Raw genomic sequence first — 22876 nt, 5'->3', positions numbered from 1 at the left:
GCCCGGACGGGAGAAAAATGGCCCGGACAAAAAATAAATCCACAGGCCACGCATTTTTCGGCTTGCCATCCTCAAAAAGGGGAAGTAATAAGCCGCCACTCGCCGAGCACAACAGCCCGACGAGCTTCCCGGACCGGCCTAGCCGGAACCCGATATGGGGCTATAGCTCAGCTGGGAGAGCGCTTGCATGGCATGCAAGAGGTCAGCGGTTCGATCCCGCTTAGCTCCACCAAATCCTTCCTTCGATTGATCAGTGCCGGTCCTCACGGACCTTCGTCCGCTGCCATTTCGTCCAGCGAATCCAGGATCATCGTCAAGAGCCGGATGATGTCAGCCGACTCAAGCAGGGCGTTGCGGATTTCGCGTTCGGACCGGCTGGGGATGGAACCGGCGATATCCAGAAGGATGTTGGTTACGTCCGGCGCTTCGGTGTTCGGCTCCATGCCCGTCTGCTCGCGCATGCAGCGGATCAGCGCCACTGCGCCTTCAAGCAAGCGCTGTGCCTGCAGCGGGGTGAGGTCATGAACCTCGTTGGCGGCACGAAACAGCTGCGATCGGAAGCCGGCTATCGTGGTCATCTCGGGGATGATACTCCTTTCGGCTTCAAATGAAAGTGGTGGCCGGAGCCGCCCACGCAACGTTCGGATGAACAGGATGCATGCGCTAGCTTGCGCGAACGCGAACAGCCGTTTCGCGCGCGCCACCTGCCCGCGCCGCCATGCATTCATGATTTGTTAAGCAGCGGAACGCAGAAGCTGGTGCCATGTTTCTGATCTCGAAAATCTTCTGGCTCATCGCGCAGCCGCTGTCGTTCTCGCTGCTTGCCGTCATCGCCGGGCTGCTTGCGACGGCCATCGGCTGGCGCCGGATCGGCGCCGTTCTCGGCAGCCTCGGCGCGCTGGTGCTTTTCCTCAGCCTGTTCACCACCACAGGCCCCTATGCGCTGCAAGCGCTCGAAGATCGATTTGCGCGCCCGACACCGCCGACAGCGCTCTCCTGCATCATCGTACTCGGCGGCGCCTTCGAAAACGAAGTCATGGCGAGCCGTGGCGGCACGGAACTCAACCAGGCGGCAGACCGCTTCATCGAGACCGCGAGCCTTGCCAAGCGTTATCCCGAAGCGCGGATCCTCGTCTCCGGCGGCGACGGCTCGATCAGCGGCGCCTACGAGGGCGATGCGCTGGCCTCGAAGGCGTTCTTCGACATCTTCGGGATCGCCGCGGATCGGGTGATCCGCGAGGAAGATTCGCGCACCACCTTCGAGAACGCGCGCTACACCAAGGACCTGCTGGCGGCAAACGGACTTTCACAGTGCGCGCTCGTCACCTCGGCCTATCATATGCCGCGCTCCGTCGGGCTCTTCCGCGCCAACGACATCGATGTCCTGCCCTGGCCGACCGACTACCGCACCAGCGGCAAGGTGCGCCTTGGCTTCGATTTCACCCAGCCTTCGCTGAACGCGCAGCTGACGACGACGGCCGCCAAGGAATGGACCGGGCTTGTTGCCTATTACCTGCTCGGCCGCACCCAGGCCGTGCTGCCGCGATAGGAAGTCATGACATGCCCCACTGCTGCAAATGGCAGTTCGCCCCCTGACTTCATCCTGGCGGTGCGCTAATGATCTGCGGGAGCCAATCGGGCTGAAACGGAGCGCCCATGCCGATCCTCGAAATCCTCGACTATGCCGGTGTGGCCGTGTTTGCCGCAACCGGGGCGCTGTCGGCCTCGCGCAAGCAACTCGATATCATCGGCTATCTGTTCCTGGCCTCGGTCACCGGCATTGGCGGCGGCACGATGCGTGACGTCGTGCTCGGCGCAACGCCCGTCTTCTGGGTCACCAACCCGACCTATCTGCTGGTCTGCGCCACCGTCGCCGTTCTCCTGTTCTTCACCGCCCATCTCTTCGATTCTCGCTACCGGGTGCTCGTCTGGCTCGATGCGATCGGGCTGTCGGCCTATTGCGTGATGGGTGCGGCGAAAGGCTATGCAGCGACGGGGTCGCCGAGCGTCGCGCTCGTTACCGGCATGCTGACGGCGACGTTCGGCGGCGTGCTTCGCGACCTGCTGGCCGGAGAACCCTCGGTGCTGCTGCGGCCGGAAGTCTACGTGACGGCAGCGCTGATTGGTGCCAGCGCCTACGTGTTGGCGACGATGGTGGGACTGCCGCTTGTGGCCGCCTCAACGCTCGGCGTGGCCTCGGCCTTTGCCGTGCGTGCCGGTGCGCTCAAGTTCGGATGGACGCTGCCGACCGGCAAGGCGCTGCCGGGCCGCGATCCGGACGACGTGATGTGAGCCTTTCGCACGTGCGCCTATGACAGGCGGCGGACAGCCCCGGTATCGTAGTTGATGCGGTGTCGGCCGCCACCCGGGCGGCTTCAGCGAAAGGGATACCGCATGCGTTTCTTCAGCAACAAGTTTGCCGCACTCGCCCTTCTTTGCATGGCCTCGCCGGCATTTGCCGCCACGACCGTCAAGGTCGTCGAAGGTGGTGAAGCGGGCGGCCCGATGACACTGACACTCGACCAGTCGACGATAAAGGCCGGAGAGACGGTCTTCCTGGTGCACAACGACGCCATGACCGAAGAGCACGAGATGGTGTTGGTGAAGCTGAAATCAGCCGACCAGAAGATCAATCTCATCGCGGCCAAGCATCGCGTCGACGAAAAGCAGCTCAAGAGCCTCGGCGAGGTTTCCGAACTGAAGCCTGGAGCCGACGGCCAGCTGAAAGCCAAGCTCGCGCCGGGCAGCTATGTGCTCCTTTGCAATATCAAAGGGCACTACGAGGCTGGCATGCGCGCCAATCTGACGGTGACGGAATAGCGGCGATCGATCGCCATCGCGGCCACCGTGAAGGTGGCCGCCGTATCAGCGGCCGTTCTTGCGGCGCAGACGGATGACCACGTCGACATGGGCGATTTCCATGCCCTCGGGCGGCTCCGGCAGATTGTCGATGTGGATGTTGCTGACCGGAATATCGAGAACCTCGTTCTGGCCCTCGACGAAGAAGTGGTGATGGTCCGACACGTTGGTGTCGAAATAGGTCTTGGCGCTTTCCACCGCCAGCACGCGGATCATGCCGGCCTCGGTAAACTGGTGCAGCGTGTTGTAGACCGTCGCCAGCGACACCGGCACGCCGGCCATGACGGCCTCTTCGTGCAATTCTTCGACGGTCAGGTGGCGATCACCCTTGGCAAAGATCAGATCGGCGAGGGCAACGCGTTGACGGGTCGGACGCAGGCCTGAGTGGCGAAGCCTTTCTTCCGAACTCACTTCTGTTGCTTTCGTCATCAAGGGTCGTTCCATGTATCCCGGCGAAATTCACAATACTTCCTCCGCGATATAACTTTTACGTCCTCGCCTTTCAATAGATTCCAGCCCTGACAGGCGTTGCAAAGCCCGAAAAACCGGTCAAACTCGGGGAATGCTGGCAATTAACTCTGGTCGCGCCCACATTGATCCTGTAAGCGACGGCGGAGTGAAATCGTCATCTGGAGCGATGGAGACCGGACGGAAAACCGCAAGATCCGGGTCGCCACGCTTCATTTCAAGCCAAACTTGCTCTAAAGCAGGTCGGACAACACAATTTGTTACGCGGGGAAACATCTATTCATGACGACCAGACAATCCAGCTTCAACTATGAGGAAATCCTGGCCTGCGGCCGTGGAGAATTGTTTGGCCCCGGCAATGCCCAGCTGCCGCTGCCGCCGATGCTGATGGTCCACCGTATCACCGATATCTCGGAAACCGGCGGGGCCTTCGACAAGGGTTACTTGCGCGCGGAGTACGACGTGCGGCCGGACGACTGGTACTTCCCCTGCCACTTCCAGGGCAATCCGATCATGCCTGGCTGCCTCGGCCTTGACGGCATGTGGCAGCTGACCGGCTTCTACCTCGGTTGGCTCGGCGAGCCCGGCCGCGGCATGGCGCTTTCCACCGGCGAAGTGAAGTTCAAGGGCATGGTGCGTCCCCACACCAAGCTTCTCGAGTACGGCATCGACTTCAAGCGCGTCATGCGCGGACGGCTCGTGCTCGGCACAGCCGACGGCTGGCTGAAAGCCGATGGCGAGACTATCTATCAGGCGACCGACCTCCGCGTCGGCCTGTCGAAGGATAAGGCCGAGTAAGATCCAGGCCTTTCCGCAGCCAACGAAATAAAGAAAAGGTCAGTACCATGAGACGGGTTGTTGTCACGGGCCTCGGCATCGTTTCCTCGATCGGGAACAATGCAGACGAAGTCACGGCGTCGTTGCGCGATGCCAAGTCGGGCATCACGTTTTCTCCCGATTTCGCCGAGAACGGCTTCAAGTGCCAGGTCTGGGGCGCGCCGTCGCTCGATCCTACCGAACTCGTCGATCGCCGTGCCATGCGATTCCTGTCGCAGGGCGGCGCCTGGAACCACGTGGCGATGAAGCAGGCAATCGCCGACTCCGGTCTGGAAGAAGCCGTCATCGCCCGCAACGAGCGCACCGGCATCATCATGGGCTCGGGCGGACCGTCCACCCGCACGATCGTCGAAGCGGCCGACATCACCCGCAAGAACGTCAGCCCGAAGCGTATCGGCCCGTTCGCCGTTCCGAAGGCGATGTCGTCCACCGCATCGGCGACGCTTGCCACCTGGTTCCAGATCCACGGCGTCAACTATTCGATCTCGTCGGCCTGCTCGACCTCGGCCCATTGCATCGGCAATGCTGCCGAGATGATCCAGTGGGGCAAGCAGGACGTGATGTTTGCCGGGGGTCACGAAGACCTCGACTGGACCATGTCGAACCTGTTCGACGCCATGGGCGCCATGTCGTCGAAGTACAACGAAACGCCGTCGACGGCTTCACGCGCCTATGACGCCAACCGCGACGGCTTCGTCATTGCCGGCGGCGCAGGCGTTCTCGTTCTCGAAGAGCTGGAGCACGCCAAGGCCCGCGGCGCGAAGATCTACGCCGAAATCGTCGGCTACGGCGCGACCTCCGACGGCTACGACATGGTGGCTCCGTCGGGCGAAGGCGCGATCCGCTGCATGCGTCAGGCGCTCTCGACCGTGAAGGGCGATGTCGACTACATCAACACCCACGGCACCTCGACACCGGTTGGCGACAGCAAGGAAATCGGCGCGATCCGCGAAGTGTTCGGCAGCAAGATTCCGCACATCCAGTCGACCAAGTCGCTCACGGGCCACTCGCTCGGTGCGGCCGGCGTACAGGAATCGATCTACGGCCTGCTGATGATGCAGGCCGGCTTCATCGGTGAAAGCGCGCATATCAGCGAACTCGACCCGGAATTCGATGGCGTTCCGATCGTTCGCAAGCGCATCGACAATGCCAAGATCGATACGGTTCTTTCGAACTCCTTCGGCTTCGGTGGCACCAACGCAACGCTCGTCTTCCAGCGCTACAACGGATAACACCATGACGGGACTGATGACTGGAAAGCGTGGCCTCATCATGGGTGTGGCCAACAACCATTCTATTGCCTGGGGCATCGCCAAGTCGCTTGCAGCCCAAGGCGCGGAGCTGGCCTTCACCTATCAGGGCGAAGCGCTGGGCAAGCGCGTCAAGCCGCTGGCGGCCGAACTCGGTTCCGACTTCCTGCTTCCCTGCGATGTCGAAGACATTGCGTCGGTCGATGCCGTCATCGATGCGATCAAGGAACGCTGGGGCAAGCTCGACTTCATTGTCCATGCCATCGGCTTCTCGGACAAGAACGAGCTGAAGGGCCTCTACGCCGACACCTCGCGTGACAATTTCAGCCGCACGATGGTGATTTCCTGCTTCTCCTTCACCGAGATCGCCAAGCGGGCGGCCGAGCTGATGGATGAGGGCGGCTCGATGCTGACGCTCACCTATGGCGGCTCCATGCGCGTCATGCCGAACTACAACGTCATGGGCGTCGCCAAGGCGGCGCTCGAGGCTTCGGTGCGCTACCTCGCCGCCGACTACGGTGTTCGCGGCATTCGCGTCAACGCGATCTCGGCGGGCCCGATCCGTACACTTGCCGGCGCCGGCATTTCCGACGCCCGGGCGATGCTTTCCTGGCAGCAGAAGAATTCGCCGCTGCGCCGTACCGTCACGATCGACGATGTCGGCAGTTCGGCCCTCTATCTTCTTTCGGACCTTTCGCGCGGCGTGACCGGCGAAATCCACTATGTCGATTCCGGCTACAACATTACGTCGATGCCGGCACTCGATGCGCTCCGGACCGCCGACGCCGAGTAACGGCGGCGGCGAACGACCCAGCTTCTATCGAAAACCCCGGCGAGACATCTCGCCGGGGTTTCTTGTTTTGGGGTCGGTAAGGCTCGAGAAACATCAATCCGGAAGGCCGGCCTTGTGGAAGCCGTCGACGAAGTGCGCAAGCGTCGCTGCGTCGCGAAACGGCTCGGTCGTCGCCCAGAAACCGGTCGTAAAATGCGGGTTGGCGACGAGGAACAGGTCGACCTCGGCGCGCGCCTCGTCGAACCGCCCCAATTGCGCGAGGCTCGCCGCCAGGAAGCGACGGGAGCTGGTGCGGTAGGTCTCATCCTTGCGCAAAGTCTCGACCGCGGCTTCGTAGTCTCCGGCCGCATACTGCGCCTGGCCGAGCGTCAGATAGTACCAGCTTGCCGGATAGGGGTTCAGCCGGAACGCCTTGCGAATGTGTTCCATCCCTTCCTCGACCCGGCCCGCCAGCACCGTGATGTCGGACAATGTCGCCCAGGTGTCGGCTTCGTTCGGATCAAGCTCGATGGCCCTGGCAAACTCGGCGTCGGCCTCGGCGAAGTTGCGCTCGTAGGCAAGCAGGTTGGCCAGCACCCAGCGGCAGCCGGCATCGCTGGGATCGATCGCAACGGCTTTGCGCGCCAATTCCAGAGCGATGCCGCGGGTCGGTTCGATCGGCGCGCCCCAGTGCACCCACCCCATCCAGTGGTTCATGGCGAGCCAGCGATAGGCCTCGGCATAATCGGGGTCGAGCGAAACCGCGCGGGTGAGCATCAGATGCGCTTCCCGGGCGGTCTGCGGCGAATCGTCGATCAACTTGCGCGCCCTAACGCAGAGATCGTAGGCCTCGAGGCTCCTGGGGCGATTGCGTGACGGCGGCGTGCGCAGCCGGCCAAGCAGCGCCTGGACGATCTTCGCCGTCACCTCGTCCTGAACGGCAAAGATGTCTTCCAGATTGCGATCGAAGCGCTCGGCCCACAGGTGCTCTCCACTCAGCGCATCGACCAGCTGGGCATTGATGCGCACGCGTCCGGAGGCCCGCCGTGCGCTTCCTTCCAAGAGGTAACGCACGCCAAGATCCTCCGCGATCGCGCGCACGTCCATCGCCCTTCCCTTGTAGGCAAAGGTGGAGTTGCGGGCGATGACGAACAGACCACCGCTCCGGGAGAGATCGGTGATCAGGTCTTCCGTCAGCCCGTCCGCAAAGGAATCCTGATCGGGATCGTTGCTGAGGTTGACGAAGGGCAGCACCGCGATCGAAGGCCGGCCCGGCAGCGGCTTTCGCCCGCCTGCCAGCCGCTCGATGCTGCCCATGAAACGGTAGCCGATGCGCGGAACCGTTGAAATCCACTCGCCGCCGTCGGCAGCCCGGCCGAGCAGCTTCCTGAGCTGTGCGATCTGTACGGTGAGATTGCCTTCCTCGACGGCCGTGCCCGGCCAGGCGGCGTCCATCAGCTCGGTCTTGGCAAGAATTTCGCCTGGCCGTTCCACGAACGCCGCAAGCAGCTTCACGCCACGATACCCGACCGCAACCGGATCATCGTTCCGCAGGAGCGTTCCCGCACCCGGATCAAGCACGAATGGACCAAAGGCAAAACGCGTATCCTGCATGCGGCGATCTATAGCCCGTTTGGAAGATTTTGAGAACTTTTTGGAAGGGCTTAAGTACGGCGTCGATCCTATTTCGCAGAATCCAACCTCCTTCAGATCGAGGATCTCCGGATCCCTCAAAGCCGATAGCGAGGTTGTCATGAACAACGCCCCCTTTTCTCCCATCGTTTCCCCTCAGCCAGCGGCGCCGAAGACGCAGAGGAGCCCGACACGTTCGCTTTACCCCGTCGAGACGCTGAGACGGGTGGTCGCCGCCTGGCGTGAACGGAACCATTTTCACGTCGAGCTCGAGCGAAAGCTCAAGGGCGATCCGCATCTGATCGACGATATCGGCCTGACGAGACGCCAGGTCGAGGAGGAGCTCGCCAGACCCTTCTGGCAAGTGCTTTGAGGTGAGCCGCGCAATGACATCGGACCAGCAGCCACCACCGGCGCCGACCCTTGGCGAGGCGATCACAACGCTCCGGGAAGATCGGGCCCCATGGGCGGCGATGGCGGGCATCATCGCGACGGTCACCGTGTTTGCGGTGGCGCAGGGGCTCACCTATCCGCTGCTCAGCTTCATCCTGGAGCGGCAGCGGACGGAACCTGCCCTCATCGGCCTTTCGGCGGCCATGACGCCGCTTGGGTTCATCCTGTCGGCGCCTCTGATCCCGATGCTTTCACGGCGGCTGGGCGGTGCCCGGCTCGCGGTCCTGTGTTCGGTGCTGGCCGCCACCACGCTTGCCGCCATTGCCTGGACCGCCGACGTCTGGGCCTGGATGCCGCTGCGCTTTCTGCTGGGCGTCTTCGCCAATCCGCTATCCGTGATCAGCGAGACCTGGCTGGTGGCGATTACGCCCGCGTCCCGCCGGGGCCGCATCATGGGTCTCTATTCCTCTGTCGTCTCGGCCGGCTTCGCCATCGGGCCGCTGTCGCTCGGTCTGGTCGGAACGGCCGGCTGGTCGCCATTCCTGATCGGCATCGTGGCTTTCCTCGCCTGCGGCCTGATCCTGCTTGCCCTGGTGTCGCGCCTGCCGGAGATGCCGCAGCATGGGGAGGCGACTTCGGTCGCCGGCTTTTTCGCGCTGGCGCCGTTGCTGCTGTTTGCGGTCGCGACGGCTGCGGCCTTCGAGCAGACCCTGCTTTCGCTGCTTGCGGTCTATGGCGCAGCGCTTGGCAGCGACGAGGCGCGCGTCGCACCGCTCATCACCTGCTTCATTGCCGGCAATGCGTCGCTGCAGGTCCTGCTCGGACGGCTCTCCGAACGCAGGGGATCGAGGCGGACCATGCTGTTCTGCGTGCTTTCATCCCTGGCCGGATGCCTGCTGCTGCCATGGCTTTTCGACAGCTGGCTCATCTGGCCGCTTGTTTTTGTCTGGGGCGGCGTGACGTTCGGGATCTATACCCTGTCGCTGATCCAGCTCGGCGAGCGCTTCAACGGCCAGGCGCTGATCGCCGGCAACGCCGCCTTTGCCTTCGCCTGGGGCCTTGGCGGGATGGTCGGCTCGCCGGCAACGGGACTTGCCATGCAAGTGACCGGACACCACGGCCTGCCGCTGTCTCTCGGCCTGCTCTGCGCCGTCCTCGCTGGGCTGTTAATCGTCAAGGAACGCCGCCGCTGACGGACCCGGTCCGCCTGCCTTCTGCCGGCTGCCTCAAACCAGGATGAAGAGCACGAGCAAGGCCACGATGACCGCCGCTACGACGAAACCCGTATGGGTTCGGCGTGCGGGGTCAAGCGGCGAACGGTAGAGGCTCTGCAGGAACGACATGGGCACCTCGGAGGTCGCGCCATGTCCCTCGCCCTGCTTGATGTCCTTGGCAATAGCTTCGGCCGCATCCTCACTCAAGGGCGGCCTGTTCACTCCCGACGTCATGGATCTCATCCTCCGGCAGCAAAACCGGGCACATGGTGAGCCGGATCTGCGGCGAAGGCAACGGGCAAAGTCTGGCGTGCGGCCAGATGTAAAAAAGCCGGGTCATTCGCCCGGCTTTTCCATTCTTAGTTCGTGCAAAATGGACCCTGCTGGGCCTAGCGCTTGGCCCAGAGCACCTTGAAACGGGCGTTGCGGCAGGTCTCGCCATATTCCTTGGAATTTTCGGCCAGAACCTGCTCGTAGGGCAGGCCGCGATTGGCGACCATCATCAGCTTGCCACCCTGCTTCAGCGCCTTCAGCGCCGTCTTGATGATCGCGACGCCGAGCGCCGGCTCAGCCGCGTGGCCCTCATGGAAGGGCGGGTTCATGACGATGAGGTCGTACTTGTCGCGCGGCTCTTCGCTCGTCAGGTCGAACCAGTAGAAACGGGCCGGCATACGCGGCGCGTTCGCCATCATGTTGACGCGGGCCGCCTCGAGCGCCTCGTGATCGGCCTCGAAGAGGTCGACCCCCTTGGTGCCCGGCGACGCTTCTGCGAGCTTGGCTGCGAGATAGCCCCAGCCGGCGCCGAAATCGGCGGCATGACCGTGGAAATCGATCGGCAGACGCGAGGCCAGCAGTTCGGAGCCGGCATCGATACGGTCATGCGAGAACATGCCGGGCGATGCCTCGAACAGGCCATCGACGCGCACCGGCACCTTGGCGAGCTTCTGTACGGCGTCGGTGACATCTTCCGGACGGGTGAACCAGAAGGCGACGCCGTGGTATTTCGGCAGATGGTCGCCGTCCCATTCGAACTTGGCGATGCGCTTCTTCAGCGACTGGATGCCGTCTTCCTTGCCGCCGGCAACGACGATCAGGCCGCCTTCGCGCGTGCGCTTCAGCGCCTCGGCAATCCGGTCTTCGTTCTCGCCCTTGTGCTTGCCGCACAGGATCAGCGTGACGTCGTAGTCCTCGCCGGTGATTTCAGGCGCCACGTCGGCACGGGCGGCCTCCAGGGCGCGATAGAGCGGCCGCAGCGGCTGCACGGCGGAGATCGACGCCTCGAAGCCCTGGGGCAGCCTGTAGCCCGCTTCCGCGCCAAGGAACAGCACGCGCTCGCCCGCGCCCGGCGGGTCGATCACGCCGCTGTCGAACGGGTAAAACAGGGTCTTCAACGAATCTCGGCTCATCGGTCTATCCGTCATCTTCTTACAAGAAAGGGGCGCGGAGCGAACCGCCCCGCGCCCCGAATGCATTCGGGTGAAGCGCGCTTATTCAGCGGCTTCGCCGTCGCCCTTCTTCTCGGACTTCTCGGCAGCGATTTCCTTGCCGGTGGCCTGGTCGACGACCTTCATCGACAGGCGAACCTTGCCGCGCTCGTCGAAGCCCATGAGCTTGACCCAGACCTTGTCGCCTTCCTTGACGACGTCGGTCGTCTTGGCGACGCGCTCGGAAGCGAGCTGCGAGATGTGGACGAGGCCGTCACGGGCGCCGAAGAAGTTGACGAAGGCGCCGAAGTCGGCGGTCTTCACAACGGTGCCTTCGTAGATCTGGCCGACTTCCGGCTCGGCAACGATCGAGTGGATCCACTTGCGGGCCGCTTCGATTTCCTTGCCCGACGAAGAGGCGATCTTCACGGTGCCATCGTCTTCGATGTTGATCTTGGCGCCGGTCTTTTCGACGATTTCGCGGATGACCTTGCCGCCCGAACCGATGACTTCGCGGATCTTGTCGACCGGGATGTTCATGACTTCGATGCGCGGGGCAAATTCGCCGAGCTGGCCACGGCTTTCGGAGATGGCCTTGGCCATTTCGCCGAGGATGTGGAGACGGCCGCCCTTGGCCTGGTTGAGCGCGATGCCCATGATCTCTTCGGTGATGCCCTCGATCTTGATGTCCATCTGGAGCGAGGTGATACCGGCGTCGGTACCAGCGACCTTGAAGTCCATGTCGCCGAGGTGGTCTTCGTCGCCGAGGATGTCGGAGAGAACGGCGAAGCGCTCATCTTCCTTGATCAGGCCCATGGCGATACCGGCAACCGGCTTCGCAAGCGGCACACCAGCGTCCATGAGGGCGAGCGAGGTGCCGCAGACGGTAGCCATCGAGGACGAGCCGTTCGACTCGGTGATCTCGGAAACGACGCGCAGCGTATAGGGGAACTGCTCGGCTTCCGGCAGCATCGGGCGGATAGCGCGCCAGGCAAGCTTGCCGTGACCGATTTCGCGACGGCCCGGGGAGCCCATGCGACCGGTTTCACCGACCGAATAGGGCGGGAAGTTGTAGTGCAGCATGAAGCGTTCTTTGTACATGCCGGTCAGGCTGTCGACGTACTGTTCGTCTTCGCCGGTGCCGAGCGTGGCAACGACGATCGCCTGCGTCTCACCGCGGGTGAACAGGGCCGAACCGTGGGTGCGCGGCAGAAGGCCGACTTCCGATACGATCGCCCGAACGGTTTCGAGATCGCGGCCGTCGATGCGGCTCTTGGTGTCGAGGATGTTCCAGCGAACGATCTTGGCCTGCAGGTGCTTGAAGACGGCGCCGATGACTTCGGCAGTGTGCTTCGGCTCGGCGCCTTCCGGGAAGAAGTGTGCCTTCACCTTTGCCTTGACGGCGTCGACGGCAGCGTAGCGGGCAGCCTTCTCGGTGATCTTGTAGGCGTCGCGCAGTTCGGCTTCGGCCATGCCGAGCATTTCGGCTTCGAGCGCGGAATGATCTTCCGGCTGGAAGTCGCGCGGCTCCTTGGCGGCAACTTCAGCGAGCTTGATGATCGCGTCGATGACCGGCTGGAAACCCTTCTGGCCGAATACGACGGCGCCGAGCATGACGTCTTCCGCCAGTTCCTTGGCTTCCGATTCAACCATCAGCACCGCTTCCTGGGTGCCGGCAACGACGAGGTCGAGGGTCGATTCGTCCATCTCGTCGAGATGCGGGTTCAGCACGTACTGGCCGTTGATGTAGCCGACGCGCGCGCCGCCGATCGGGCCCATGAACGGGACACCCGACAGCGTCAGCGCAGCAGAAGCGGCAACCATCGACAGGACGTCGGGGTTGTTTTCAAGGTCATGCTGCATGACCGTGACGACGACCTGGGTGTCGTTCTTGTAGCCCTCGGGGAACAGCGGGCGGATCGGGCGGTCGATGAGGCGCGAAACAAGCGTTTCGTTTTCGCTCGGACGGCCTTCGCGCTTGAAGTAGCCACCCGGGATCTTGCCGGCGGCGTAGGTCTTTTCCTGGTAGTTGACGGTCAGCGGGAAGAAGTCCTGGCCCGGCTTCGGCGCCTTGGCCGAAACGACGGTGGCGAGAACGACGGTTTCGCCGTAGGTGGCGAGAACGGCGCCGTCAGCCTGACGGGCGACCTTGCCGGTTTCGAGCTTGAGCGGACGCCCAGCCCATTCGATTTCAACCTTGTGGGTATCGAACATGTTCTGTCCTTCGTGTGCGGCGGACCTCTCCGCGGCTGTTGCAGCGCGGGCGGTCGAAGGGCCGCATGAAATGGCGCATCACGGGCAAGACAACGGGAGGCTTCACGCTTTAGTCGGCTGGTTTCCGCTTTGCCCGTCCACCCGCTTTGAAGCGGCGTTTCCGGCAAGCAGGGGCCGAAGCATCCTGCAATCCTGCCCCATGACGGGCCATCGGTTGATCCGCGATACCGGCCCATCCGGCTCGCTGGACGCTCTCGTTTAGCCACGTTTCCTATGCGGCTGGAGAGTTTAATCGTCGAGCGTTCAACGCTCCATAAAAAAGCCGGCGGGCCGCAAAGACCCGCCGGATAAGTCGCTTAGCGACGGATGCCCAGGGCACCGATCAGCTTGGTGTAGCGCGCTTCGTCTTTCTTCTTCAGATAGTCGAGGAGCGAACGACGGCTGGAAACCATCGCGAGCAGACCACGGCGGGAATGGTTATCCTTCTTGTGGCCCTTGAAGTGTTCGGTCAGGTTGTTGATCCGTTCCGTCAGGATAGCAACCTGGACTTCCGGAGAACCGGTGTCGCCTTCAACGGTTGCAAATTCCTTGATGAGCTGAGCCTTACGCTCTGCAGCAATCGACATCGGATGATCCTTTCGATTTCGAGGATTTAGGGACGCCGTCAGCCGGGATGTCGTCCAGCTGCGGCCGTGAATGCAACGGGCATTTAGCCTTTTGCTGGCGTGCCTATAAACGAATTGGATGAAAAAGGAAAGGGTCATGGACCGGCGCTCGCGAAGGCCGGCGGATGGCCCCAATAACCGGTCGGGCACCGCTCCATCGGAGGCGATTTTATCCGGCCGCGATTGGCAGCTGTGCGGCTCGGATCGGCGGAGAAAACCCGCCGGCGGCCGGTCATGGCGCGTCGTCTTCGCCGGCCTGTCGCGGCACGGTGATCCGCCACTCGATACCGTCGGCATGCATCGTCCGCTCCAGCACCGCATTCAGGGCCATGCCGAGCATGCGTTCGAGCACGAGCGTGCCAAAACCCTTGCGGATCGGGTCTGACGGCTTGCCCGCGAGATCGGCCCCCTCCTCCCGCCAGCGAATGGCGATGCCCTCATCCTCCAGCGACCAGCTCAGCTTGACGACGCCGGTGGTATTGGCGAGCGCGCCGTATTTGGTGGCATTGGTCGCGAGCTCGTGCAGCGCCATGCCGAGCGTCTGGGCGATCTGGGTTTCGAGCCGCAAAGGCGGACCGGACAGGATCACCCGCCTCGGATCGTCAGGCGTGAACGGCTGCAGCTGGTTCTGGGCCAGTTCCCGGAAATCCACCCCTTGGGCGGCATTGGCGATCATCAGGTCGGTGGAGCGGGCGAGCCCGGCGATGCGCTTGCGGAAACTGTCGGCGAAATCGGCGGCGCTCTCGGCCGAATAGACCGACTGGTTCAACATCGACTGGATCACCGTCAGCTGGTTCTTCGAGCGGTGCGCCACCTCGCGCATCAGGAACCGGATTTCGCTCTCCGCCTTGGTGCGCGCGGCTGCCGCCCGCGCCAGTGCCGCTGAGACCTGCTCGACCTCGGCGATCATATGCGGGCGCGGCTCGATCCGCTCGCCGGCGCCAAGGCGGCGGGCATCCTGCGCCACAAGCTTCACACCCTGCGACAGGAGCCGCGCGATGGCCAGCGAACCGGCGATAGCGATGCCAGCAAAGATGATGCCGCCGAGCGAAAGCCACAGGAACGACCAGACGGCGGGCGCATCGACGATCGAGCGCGGCGCCCAGGCGATGATCCGCCAGCCGGTGATGACAGAGAATTCGGTCGCCACCCGATATTCCGTGCCGTTCTCCTTGATGTTGCGAACGCCGATGCTGATCGCCGGAACCTTGTCGAGAAAGAACGGCTTGCCGGCCTTGACCGCCGCATCCGAGGAGATGATGACCTTTCCCGCGCCGTCGACGAGGGCCGCGTTCCAGCCGGGCGACAGCGTATCGCGGTTGACGGCCTTGGCCATGTTCTCGGCGTTTTGCGTCAAGGCCAGCAGGTATTCCTCACCGGTCGAGAGTTTGGCCGGCAGATAGACGTTGAACACCCATTTTCCGGCGGTCTTGCCGAAGAAGACATTGGAGACGAGCGGCGCGCCGTTGTTGGTGAAGGCGCGCTCGATGGAGTCCGGGTCGGACCCCTTGCCGAGCTGCGTGCCGAAGGGAACGCGGGTGTTGAGCCGCTGCTCGTGCTTGCGATCAATGACGATCAGGTAGGAATCGGTCTGGGCCAGCGCTGTCGAGGCTCTCTCGTAAAAGGCCTGCAAATTGGCGTCCTCGATCGCCCGCGAGGTCGACAGCACCTTCAGCGTCGTCAGCATCCCCTCGACATCGCGCTCGACGATGCGCGTCACCGATCCGGTCGAGGCCTGCAGCAGCGAGGTGATAACCTGCTCCTGCGCGTCGACGCTGCGCTTCAGCACGACGAGCGAAAAGATGAAGGCCGGAACGATGGCGACCAGCAGCAACGACGTCAGATAGAAACTGAACGGGCGGGTCAGCCCATGGCGGGCGCGATCGACCATCGCCGCCAGGCCATTGCTTGCCCTGCGTTTTCCTTCCTCCGTCACACCGGTCACCTGCAACGTCCCTTTCCGTTCCCTGGCGGCATCAACGCCTTGGGCGCACGTCGCCGCAAATGGCGCAACCGCCAAACGGCAACGAAACGCGATAGGGAAACGGAATCACCTCGGATGGACTGGGAACCCATGCCGGGATCATGCGTCAAGGATGAAGCAAAGGCAAATGGTTCCGGGCGCTTAGCTTCCGGCGAAGACACGCTTGGGACGGAATTCACCCTCAGCGATCTCACCGATAGCGACCAGCTTGCCGCGCGCCGTGGCATAGGCCTCGGGCGTCGCCAGCGGTGCGTCGCGGCCGCGCAGGATGATGGGATTGCCCATTCTGAGACGGTGCGCCTGGTCGTCGTTGACAGGCACGTGCGGCAGGCTGGAAAGCGCTTCGCCGGTCTCGATCAGATAGGCGTCGAGTGCCGCCAGACGTTCCTGGTCGTCCTCGATCTTTTCCAAAGCCACCAGGTCGGCAAGCGGCACCATGTCCTCTTCCCCGAAAGGGGCGACGAAGGTACGGCGCAGCGACGCGATGTGACCGAAACACCCGAGATCGCGGCCCATGTCGCGGGCGAGCGAGCGCACATAGGTGCCCTTGCCGCATTCGATTTCGAAATGGGCGAGATTGGGTGCAGCCCCCAGCAGCGTCAGCCGGTGGACCTCGACCTCGCGGGCCGGGATCTCGACCGTCTCGCCGTCGCGGGCGAGATCATAGGCGCGCTCGCCATCGATCTTGATCGCCGAGAACTGCGGCGGGACCTGGCTGATGACGCCGGTATATTTCGGCAGAAGCGCGCGGATCGCCTCTTCGTTCGGCCGCTCGGCCGAGGAATGGGTGACCTCACCTTCGAGGTCGTCCGTGGAGCGCTCCTCGCCCCAGGCGACGGTGAATTCGTAGATCTTGCGTCCATCCATCACGTAAGGGACGGTCTTCGTCGCATCGCCAAGCGCAATCGGCAGCATGCCTGAGGCGAGCGGATCGAGGGTGCCGGCGTGGCCGGCCTTCTGGGCCTTGAACAGCCACTTGATCTTCGAGACGGCTTCGGTGGAGCCGAAGTCGAGCGGCTTGTCGAGGATCAGCCAGCCCGAGATCGGGCGGCCCTTGGGCTTACGCGGTTTGGACATGAAATCTACTATTCTTCGTCTTCGGTCTGGTCGAGATCGCGGCTGACTTCCGGCGAACGCAGGAGTTCATCGATCTTCTTGTAGTTGTCGAAGCTCGTATCGTCGCGGAAACGAACGTCGGGCATGTATTTCATCTGCCGAAGCTGCGGGCCGAGGCGGCCGCGAATGTACTTGGCGTTGCGGTTCAGCGCGTCGATGACTTCGTCATGGTTGGGTACGCCGAGCGGGGTCACGTAGGCGGTGGCGATCTTCAGATCCGGCGACATGCGCACTTCCGAGATCGCGATGACGGTCTTTTCGATCACGGGATCGCGAACTTCGCCGCGCTGCAGAACCTGCGTGATCGCTGCACGCACCTGTTCACCGACACGCAGCATGCGCTGGGAAGGGGCAGAGGATGTGGCTTTGGTCATGGTCGTTGGCTTTCCAAGGTATTGCGCCCGCCCGGGGCGGCAATCCGTTTTATTCTTAAGCGTAATATAGCGTCCCTGCCTCAGCCACGGGTAGCCCTGATTGCCTGCGCCCGCTTTCTTTGACGCAGCCCCAGAAAGACGCCCGTAGCGGTCAACACGAGCGCGGACAGCAGATGGATCAGTTCGAACTGCGGATGAGCGCAACCCTCATTGATAGCCGACTGCCATACCTGGTGCTCGGCATCTCCCCAGGATGTGATGGCCATCATCAGGAGGAGGCCGCCGAGAAGACTCCCGACCCAAAGCAGCGCCCGAAGGCGCAAAACCACTGAACCGATAAACAGACAGAAAAGCGCCGCCAGGCCGACCCAATTGGTCAGGAAAGCGGCCACCTCGTTGAAAACCGAGAAATTCTGCCCATCCCATCCGGGATAGATCTTGTCGCAGACTTCCGCGAAAGCCGGCGTCCGCCAAAACGACACAACAGCGGCCAAGGCCGCCGTTGTGCAGATTTGCCGGGCTTTCAGCCCCATTAGAGCGTCCGGGTGATATGCTCGACGCGGAAGCACTCGATCGTATCGCCGGCGCGGATGTCTTCGTAGTTCTCGAAGGCCATGCCGCATTCCTGACCGACGTTGACTTCAGAGACTTCGTCCTTGAAGCGCTTGAGGGTCTTGAGCTTGCCTTCGTGGATAACGACGTTGTCGCGAACCAGACGGACGCCGACGCCACGCTCGACCTTGCCTTCGGTGACGCGGCAACCCGCGACCTTGCCGACCTTGGTGATGTTGAACACCTCCAGGATCTCGGCGTTGCCGAGGAAGGTTTCGCGACGCTCCGGCGAGAGCAGACCCGACATCGCCGCCTTCACGTCATCCACCAGATCGTAGATGATGTTGTAGTAGCGGATCTCGATGCCGGCACGCTCGGCGGCCGAACGGGCCTGCGAGTTGGCGCGGACGTTGAAGCCGATGATCGCGGCGTTCGATGCCTCGGCGAGCGAGATATCGGACTCGGTGATACCACCGGCACCCGAATGCACGATGCGTGCACGCACTTCGTCGGTTCCGAGCTTTTCGAGAGCACCGGCGATCGCTTCGATCGAGCCCTGCACGTCGCCCTTGATGACCAGCGGGAACTCCTTGAGACCGGAGGTCTGGAGCTGGGTCATCATCTGCTCGAGCGAACCGCGCGAGCCGGACTGACGGGCAACCTGCTTCTCGCGGGCGAGACGCTGGCGGTATTCGGAGATCTCGCGAGCACGGCTTTCGTTTTCGACGACGGCGAACTTGTCACCGGCAGCCGGCGTACCCGACAGGCCGAGAACCTCGACCGGCATCGACGGGCCAGCTTCCTTGACGTGTTCGCCCTTGTCGTTGACGAGCGCGCGCACACGGCCCCACTGATCACCGGCGACGATGATCTGGCCCGGACGCAGCGTGCCCTTCTGAACGAGCACGGTCGCAACCGCACCACGGCCACGGTCAAGCTCGGCTTCGACCACCGTACCTTCGGCCGTCCGGTTCGGATTGGCGCGCAGGTCGAGGATTTCCGCCTGGAGCAGGATCGCTTCCAGCAGCTTGTCGAGGTTGGTGCCGTTCTTCGCGGAGACTTCCACGTCGAGAACTTCACCGCCCATGGATTCGACGAAGACTTCGTGCTGCAGCAGTTCGGTGCGAACCTTCTGCGGGTTTGCCGTCGGCTTGTCGACCTTGTTGATCGCCACGATGATCGGAACACCCGCCGCCTTGGCGTGGTTGATCGATTCGATCGTCTGCGGCATCACGCTGTCGTCAGCCGCAACCACCAGGATCGCGATGTCGGTCGCCTGGGCACCACGGGCACGCATGGCGGTGAACGCCGCGTGGCCGGGGGTGTCGATGAAGGTGATCTTGTTGCCGTTCTGCTCGACCTGGTAGGCGCCGATATGCTGGGTGATACCACCCGCTTCGCCGGCAACCACGTTGGCATGACGGATGGCGTCGAGCAGCGAGGTCTTGCCGTGGTCGACGTGACCCATGATCGTAACGATCGGCGGACGCGGCTCCATTTCTTCGTCCGAGTCCGAAACGTTGAAGATGCCTTCCTCGACGTCGGATTCCGAAACGCGCTTGACCGTGTGGCCGAATTCGCCAGCGATGAGTTCAGCCAGATCGGCGTCGATCAGATCGCCGGGCTTCATCATCTGACCTTCCTTCATCAGGTACTTGATGACATCGACGGCGCGTTCAGACATGCGCTGCGACAGTTCCTGAATGGTGATGGTTTCGGGCAGGATGACTTCGCGAGAAATCTTCTCGCGGGTTTCCTGCATCTGGCTGCGCTTGAACTTCTCCTGGCGACGACGCATGGCCGACAGCGAGCGAGCGCGCTGGCCGGCATCCTCATCGCCCGCGGTGCTCAGCGTCAGCTTGCCCTGGCGGCGACCATCGTCACCCTTCGGGCGGGCCGGAACCTTTGCCGGCTCCGGACGCACGACCTTGCCGCGAACCGGACCTGCGCCAGGACGCGGACCACGATCCTCATCCTTCTCGTTGTCGACCTTGCGGCCGCGCAGAGCGCCGGTCGGAGCCGGGGTCGGAAGTCCAGTTGCAGCTTCCGCAGGCCGTGCAGCCTGCGGGCGGCCGTCGGCGCGACGCTCGGTGGAAGCGGGTGCGCGAGCTGCCGCGGGGCGCTCTTCGACAACCTCTTCGACCTTTGCTTCGGGCTCGACTGCCGGACGGGCGGCTTCTTCAGCGGCGCGGCGTGCAGCTTCTTCCTTCTCCTGAAGGAGACGGGCTTCTTCCTCGCGCTTGCGGCGCGCTTCGTTCTCGGCGCGGATGACCGCTTCTTCGGCGTCGCGGATCTGCGCTTCGGCCAGAGCACGGCGGCGTGCATCGATCTCACCGGCTGAAAGCTGGTTCAGAACGACACCCACACGCGGCCGGTTGGCCTGGTTGGCTTCCTGGCGCGTCGAATGCTGCTGCGGCTGCGGGGCCGGGCGGCCGGAAGGCTGCGGCTGAGCCGGACGCTGCTCGACCGGGCGTGCGGCGGGAGCCGCGGCAACCGGCGTGATCGGGCGCTCGTCCTTAGGGCGATGGAAGGGGCGTTTCTTGGTTTCGACCACGACCGCCTTGGTGCGGCCACGGCCCATGTCCTGACGCACGGTCCCCTGCGAAACCCCGTGGGGCTTCAGGGTCAGCGTCTTCTTGCCTGCTGCGCTGCCTGTCTTGTCGTCGTTGTTGTCGGTCATTCCGTTCCGTTCCTAGCGATCAGGGCCGGATGCGTATCACCTGACCCTGTCTTCCAAATTGTCTCAAACAATGTACGCGATGCCAGACTGTGCCGGTGACTCGGGTCATTGCTGTGGCTTGCCAGCGCCGCCTTCGGCCCGGACCGGGACGGATCCTCGGTACTTTTCGAGCATGATTGCGCGCTTCACTACACCCTCACCCGCCTGCCCTGCAAGCGCTGCGGCATGGATAAAAGCATTACTTCCTAAAAGGCCCTCCATTTCCGCCCCGGTGAAGGGACGGAACGAAGGTATTTCCGTTTCGTCGTCGGCCACGAAGCTCATCGCCTTGCGGGCCTGGTCTATCTTGCGCACGCCGTCGGCGGCAGCATCGGCCGCGTGGAACACGGCAAGCGCTGCCAGACCGCGCACGGCCTGCTCCGTCTTCGTCGCGCCGGAAATGAACTGGGCCGCCTTGCGCGCCAAGTTCATCATTCCGGCCAGCTGCTCACCGAGCAGCCGGTCGACATCGTCGGCGAGCGTCGCGTCAGCCTTGACGTCCGCCTTGAGTGCGCGGGCGAAGAACTTCTTCGCCACCGCCTTCTCGATCAGCGCCCGCTCGGCCTTCACCCAGCAGCCGCGCCCCGGAAGCTGACGCTTCAGATCCGGAACGACGCGACCGTCGGGCCCGGCCACGAAGCGGATCAGTTCGTCGGGCGATCCGCTTTCGCGGGTGACGATGCAGGTCCGCGTGCTGCCGCTGCGATCCTTCGGACCCCCATCGACAGGCAGGGTGTCCGAAGGCAGGCTGTCGGCCTCATCAGAGACGGTCATCGCCCTTAAGCGTCCTGCTCGGCGCCTTCGGCAACGTCGATCGGCTCTTCACCTTCGACCTCGTCGCTTGCCAGGTCCTCTTCCGTGATCCAGCCGGCCGCAAGGCGGGCCTGAACGATCATGGCTTCGGCTTCGGCGCGCGAAACTTCGAACTTCGAGAAGGTGCCCTCGAAACGCTTGGTCTCGCCGTCCTTGCGTTCGCTCCAGCCGACGAGATCGTCCGCAGCGCAACCGGCAAAGTCTTCAACCGTCTTGATGCCTTCTTCGCCGAGCGCAACGAGCATCTGGCTCGTCAGGCCGTCGATCGTGCGCAGTTCGTCGGCAACGCCGAGTTCCTTGCGCTTGGCATCCAGTTCGGCTTCCAGCTTTTCCAGGAACTCGCGGGCGCGGGTCTGGATTTCGGTCGCGGTCTCGTCGTCGAAGCCGTCGATCGAGGCGATTTCGTCGAGATCGACATAGGCAAGCTCCTCGACGGCGGCAAAGCCTTCGGAAGCCAGAACCTGGCCGACCATTTCGTCGACGTCGAGCGCGTCCATGAACAGGTTGGTCCGCTCGGTGAATTCCTTCTGGCGGCGCTCGCTCTCTTCCTGCTCGGTGAGGATGTCGATATCCCAGCCGGTCAGCTGCGAGGCAAGGCGAACGTTCTGGCCGCGACGACCGATGGCGAGCGACAGCTGCTCGTCCGGAACGACCACTTCGATGCGCTCTGCATCCTCGTCGAGAACGACCTTGGCGACTTCCGCCGGCTGCAGCGCGTTGACGATGAACGATGCCGGGTCCTGCGACCACGGAATGATGTCGATCTTTTCGCCCTGCAGTTCGCCGACGACGGCCTGAACGCGCGAACCGCGCATACCGACGCAGGCGCCGACCGGATCGATCGAGCTATCGTTGGAGACAACGGCGATCTTGGCGCGCGAACCCGGATCACGAGCAACCGACTTGATCTGGATGATGCCGTCGTAAATCTCAGGCACTTCCATGGTGAAGAGCTTCACCATGAACTGCGGATGCGTACGCGACAGGAAGATCTGCGGGCCGCGCTGTTCGCGGCGAACGTCGTAGACGAAGGCGCGGACGCGGTCGCCGTAGCGCATGTTTTCGCGCGGGATCATCTCGTCGCGGCGGATGATGCCTTCGCCACGGCCGAGGTCGACGATGACGTTGCCGTATTCGACGCGCTTGACGGTGCCGTTGACGATTTCGCCGACGCGATCCTTGAACTCGTCGAACTGGCGATCGCGTTCGGCTTCACGAACCTTCTGCACGATGACCTGCTTGGCCGACTGGGCGGCGATGCGACCGAAATCCATCGGCGGCAGCGGATCGGCGATGAAGTCGCCGAGCTTGGCATCCGGGTTGCGATCGCGAGCAAGCTCGAGCGGGATCTGCGTGGAGTAATCGTCAGCCTTCTCGACCACTTCCAGAAGACGCTGCAGGCGGATTTCGCCGGTCTTGGAGTTGATGTCGGCGCGGATGTTCGATTCCGACCCATAGCGCGAGCGGGCGGCCTTCTGGATCGCGTCGGCCATCGCGGCCAGAACGATCTCACGGTCGATCACCTTTTCACGCGCGACAGCATCCGCGATCTGCAGAAGCTCGAGCCGGTTAGCACTGACTGCCATGTCT

The 22876-nt window shown here is 63.2% G+C and carries 22 protein-coding genes and 1 tRNA gene; 9 read left to right on the top strand and 14 right to left on the bottom strand.

The features are described 5' to 3' along the window. Positions 1–156: 156 nt before the first annotated feature. Positions 157–232, top strand: a tRNA-Ala gene (locus L981_RS03840). A 31-nt stretch (positions 233–263) separates the two neighbouring features. Here the strand turns inward: L981_RS03840 and L981_RS03835 are convergent. Continuing rightward, positions 264–704 (bottom strand): hypothetical protein, encoded by a 441-nt coding sequence (locus tag L981_RS03835; protein ID WP_156133953.1) that lies wholly within the window; start codon positions 702–704, stop codon positions 264–266. Positions 705–763: 59 nt separating this feature from the next. On the opposite strand from L981_RS03835, the gene L981_RS03830 reads away from it, so the two are divergent. The 3 genes from L981_RS03830 to L981_RS03820 all read left to right on the top strand — a co-directional run bounded on the left by L981_RS03830 (position 764) and on the right by L981_RS03820 (position 2820). Then, a complete protein-coding gene (locus L981_RS03830; RefSeq protein ID WP_043611862.1) occupies positions 764–1549 on the top strand; it encodes a YdcF family protein in 786 nt (261 codons plus the stop codon). A 107-nt stretch (positions 1550–1656) separates the two neighbouring features. Next, positions 1657–2292, top strand: coding sequence for a trimeric intracellular cation channel family protein (locus L981_RS03825; RefSeq protein WP_029742382.1), 636 nt, complete (start codon positions 1657–1659; stop codon positions 2290–2292). 102 nt (positions 2293–2394) lie between these two features. Then, positions 2395–2820, top strand: coding sequence for a plastocyanin/azurin family copper-binding protein (locus L981_RS03820; RefSeq protein ID WP_043611860.1), 426 nt, complete (start codon positions 2395–2397; stop codon positions 2818–2820). A 45-nt stretch (positions 2821–2865) separates the two neighbouring features. Here the strand turns inward: L981_RS03820 and irrA are convergent, their stop codons facing one another. Continuing rightward, positions 2866–3288 (bottom strand): iron response transcriptional regulator IrrA, encoded by a 423-nt coding sequence (gene irrA / locus L981_RS03815; protein WP_043611882.1) that lies wholly within the window; start codon positions 3286–3288, stop codon positions 2866–2868. Positions 3289–3609: 321 nt separating this feature from the next. On the opposite strand from irrA, the gene fabA reads away from it, so the two are divergent. The 3 genes from fabA to fabI are packed head-to-tail and all read left to right on the top strand — an operon-like array spanning position 3610 to position 6207. Beyond that, on the top strand, positions 3610–4125 hold the full coding sequence (gene fabA / locus L981_RS03810) for a 3-hydroxyacyl-[acyl-carrier-protein] dehydratase FabA (RefSeq protein ID WP_043611857.1): 516 nt from the start codon (positions 3610–3612) through the stop codon (positions 4123–4125). 47 nt (positions 4126–4172) lie between these two features. Further along, positions 4173–5396, top strand: coding sequence for a beta-ketoacyl-ACP synthase I (gene fabB / locus L981_RS03805; RefSeq protein WP_043611855.1), 1224 nt, complete (start codon positions 4173–4175; stop codon positions 5394–5396). Between the two features lie 4 nt (positions 5397–5400). Then, complete coding sequence (gene fabI / locus L981_RS03800) at positions 5401–6207, top strand: enoyl-ACP reductase FabI (RefSeq protein ID WP_043611851.1); 807 nt, start codon at positions 5401–5403, stop codon at positions 6205–6207. Positions 6208–6300: 93 nt separating this feature from the next. Here the strand turns inward: fabI and L981_RS03795 are convergent, their stop codons facing one another. Next, a complete protein-coding gene (locus L981_RS03795; RefSeq protein WP_043611848.1) occupies positions 6301–7800 on the bottom strand; it encodes a winged helix-turn-helix domain-containing tetratricopeptide repeat protein in 1500 nt (499 codons plus the stop codon). Positions 7801–7939: 139 nt separating this feature from the next. Between L981_RS03795 and L981_RS33600 the strand changes: the two genes are divergently transcribed. Together L981_RS33600 and L981_RS03785 are read left to right on the top strand one after the other, a co-directional pair. Beyond that, entirely contained in the window at positions 7940–8191 is a 252-nt protein-coding gene (locus L981_RS33600; RefSeq protein WP_043611881.1) for a DUF1127 domain-containing protein, read from the top strand. A 100-nt stretch (positions 8192–8291) separates the two neighbouring features. Then, positions 8292–9404 (top strand): MFS transporter, encoded by a 1113-nt coding sequence (locus tag L981_RS03785; RefSeq protein ID WP_371258818.1) that lies wholly within the window; start codon positions 8292–8294, stop codon positions 9402–9404. 33 nt (positions 9405–9437) lie between these two features. Here L981_RS03785 and L981_RS03780 read toward each other — a convergent pair whose 3' ends face one another. From L981_RS03780 to nusA, 11 genes are all read right to left on the bottom strand, one after another. Continuing rightward, complete coding sequence (locus L981_RS03780; protein ID WP_043611846.1) at positions 9438–9659, bottom strand: hypothetical protein; 222 nt, start codon at positions 9657–9659, stop codon at positions 9438–9440. A 155-nt stretch (positions 9660–9814) separates the two neighbouring features. Next, positions 9815–10831, bottom strand: a complete 1017-nt coding sequence (locus tag L981_RS03775) for a class I SAM-dependent methyltransferase (protein ID WP_043611843.1) — start codon at positions 10829–10831, stop codon at positions 9815–9817. Between the two features lie 81 nt (positions 10832–10912). Then, positions 10913–13063 (bottom strand): polyribonucleotide nucleotidyltransferase, encoded by a 2151-nt coding sequence (gene pnp / locus L981_RS03770; protein WP_043611841.1) that lies wholly within the window; start codon positions 13061–13063, stop codon positions 10913–10915. A gap of 356 nt (positions 13064–13419) precedes the next feature. Continuing rightward, the gene (rpsO, locus tag L981_RS03765; RefSeq protein WP_029742369.1) at positions 13420–13689 is read right to left on the bottom strand and encodes a 30S ribosomal protein S15; all 270 of its coding nucleotides are present in this window, start codon (positions 13687–13689) and stop codon (positions 13420–13422) included. A gap of 271 nt (positions 13690–13960) precedes the next feature. Next, the gene (locus tag L981_RS03760; RefSeq protein WP_197067092.1) at positions 13961–15673 is read right to left on the bottom strand and encodes a sensor histidine kinase; all 1713 of its coding nucleotides are present in this window, start codon (positions 15671–15673) and stop codon (positions 13961–13963) included. Between the two features lie 180 nt (positions 15674–15853). Further along, positions 15854–16789 carry a tRNA pseudouridine(55) synthase TruB gene (gene truB / locus L981_RS03755; RefSeq protein ID WP_034804752.1) on the bottom strand — a complete coding sequence of 312 codons (936 nt, stop codon included), beginning with the start codon at positions 16787–16789 and terminating at the stop codon, positions 15854–15856. A gap of 8 nt (positions 16790–16797) precedes the next feature. Next, a complete protein-coding gene (rbfA, locus tag L981_RS03750) occupies positions 16798–17202 on the bottom strand; it encodes a 30S ribosome-binding factor RbfA (protein WP_043611838.1) in 405 nt (134 codons plus the stop codon). Positions 17203–17282: 80 nt separating this feature from the next. Next, positions 17283–17735 carry a hypothetical protein gene (locus tag L981_RS03745; protein WP_043611834.1) on the bottom strand — a complete coding sequence of 151 codons (453 nt, stop codon included), beginning with the start codon at positions 17733–17735 and terminating at the stop codon, positions 17283–17285. Next, positions 17735–20434 (bottom strand): translation initiation factor IF-2, encoded by a 2700-nt coding sequence (gene infB, locus L981_RS03740; RefSeq protein WP_043611832.1) that lies wholly within the window; start codon positions 20432–20434, stop codon positions 17735–17737. Before infB ends, L981_RS03745 begins: the two co-directional genes overlap by 1 nt. 105 nt (positions 20435–20539) lie before the next feature. Beyond that, on the bottom strand, positions 20540–21247 hold the full coding sequence (locus L981_RS03735; protein WP_043611830.1) for an RNA-binding protein: 708 nt from the start codon (positions 21245–21247) through the stop codon (positions 20540–20542). A gap of 5 nt (positions 21248–21252) precedes the next feature. Next, positions 21253–22872: a transcription termination factor NusA gene (gene nusA, locus L981_RS03730; protein WP_043611828.1), complete on the bottom strand. Its 1620-nt coding sequence runs from the start codon at positions 22870–22872 to the stop codon at positions 21253–21255. Positions 22873–22876 lie beyond the last annotated feature (4 nt).

The sequence above is a fragment of the Ensifer sp. ZNC0028 genome (genome assembly GCF_000799055.1).
Taxonomy (GTDB): domain Bacteria; phylum Pseudomonadota; class Alphaproteobacteria; order Rhizobiales; family Rhizobiaceae; genus Ensifer.
Note: the sequence above shows the minus strand (reverse complement) of the source record. Positions and strands in the feature narration are given on the sequence as shown.

Coding starts and splice junctions, on each gene's coding strand:
- irrA (WP_043611882.1), bottom strand. CDS start 3,288: ATGACGAAAGCAACAGAAGTGAGTTCGGAAGAAAGGCTTCGCCACTCA.
- L981_RS03795 (WP_043611848.1), bottom strand. CDS start 7,800: ATGCAGGATACGCGTTTTGCCTTTGGTCCATTCGTGCTTGATCCGGGT.
- rbfA (WP_043611838.1), bottom strand. CDS start 17,202: ATGACCAAAGCCACATCCTCTGCCCCTTCCCAGCGCATGCTGCGTGTC.
- L981_RS03775 (WP_043611843.1), bottom strand. CDS start 10,831: ATGAGCCGAGATTCGTTGAAGACCCTGTTTTACCCGTTCGACAGCGGC.
- infB (WP_043611832.1), bottom strand. CDS start 20,434: ATGACCGACAACAACGACGACAAGACAGGCAGCGCAGCAGGCAAGAAG.
- L981_RS03785 (WP_371258818.1), top strand. CDS start 8,292: ATGGCGGGCATCATCGCGACGGTCACCGTGTTTGCGGTGGCGCAGGGG.
- L981_RS03820 (WP_043611860.1), top strand. CDS start 2,395: ATGCGTTTCTTCAGCAACAAGTTTGCCGCACTCGCCCTTCTTTGCATG.
- fabA (WP_043611857.1), top strand. CDS start 3,610: ATGACGACCAGACAATCCAGCTTCAACTATGAGGAAATCCTGGCCTGC.
- L981_RS03745 (WP_043611834.1), bottom strand. CDS start 17,735: ATGGGGCTGAAAGCCCGGCAAATCTGCACAACGGCGGCCTTGGCCGCT.
- truB (WP_034804752.1), bottom strand. CDS start 16,789: ATGTCCAAACCGCGTAAGCCCAAGGGCCGCCCGATCTCGGGCTGGCTG.
- nusA (WP_043611828.1), bottom strand. CDS start 22,872: ATGGCAGTCAGTGCTAACCGGCTCGAGCTTCTGCAGATCGCGGATGCT.
- L981_RS03735 (WP_043611830.1), bottom strand. CDS start 21,247: ATGACCGTCTCTGATGAGGCCGACAGCCTGCCTTCGGACACCCTGCCT.
- L981_RS03830 (WP_043611862.1), top strand. CDS start 764: ATGTTTCTGATCTCGAAAATCTTCTGGCTCATCGCGCAGCCGCTGTCG.
- L981_RS03825 (WP_029742382.1), top strand. CDS start 1,657: ATGCCGATCCTCGAAATCCTCGACTATGCCGGTGTGGCCGTGTTTGCC.
- rpsO (WP_029742369.1), bottom strand. CDS start 13,689: ATGTCGATTGCTGCAGAGCGTAAGGCTCAGCTCATCAAGGAATTTGCA.
- L981_RS33600 (WP_043611881.1), top strand. CDS start 7,940: ATGAACAACGCCCCCTTTTCTCCCATCGTTTCCCCTCAGCCAGCGGCG.
- pnp (WP_043611841.1), bottom strand. CDS start 13,063: ATGTTCGATACCCACAAGGTTGAAATCGAATGGGCTGGGCGTCCGCTC.
- fabI (WP_043611851.1), top strand. CDS start 5,401: ATGACGGGACTGATGACTGGAAAGCGTGGCCTCATCATGGGTGTGGCC.
- fabB (WP_043611855.1), top strand. CDS start 4,173: ATGAGACGGGTTGTTGTCACGGGCCTCGGCATCGTTTCCTCGATCGGG.
- L981_RS03780 (WP_043611846.1), bottom strand. CDS start 9,659: ATGACGTCGGGAGTGAACAGGCCGCCCTTGAGTGAGGATGCGGCCGAA.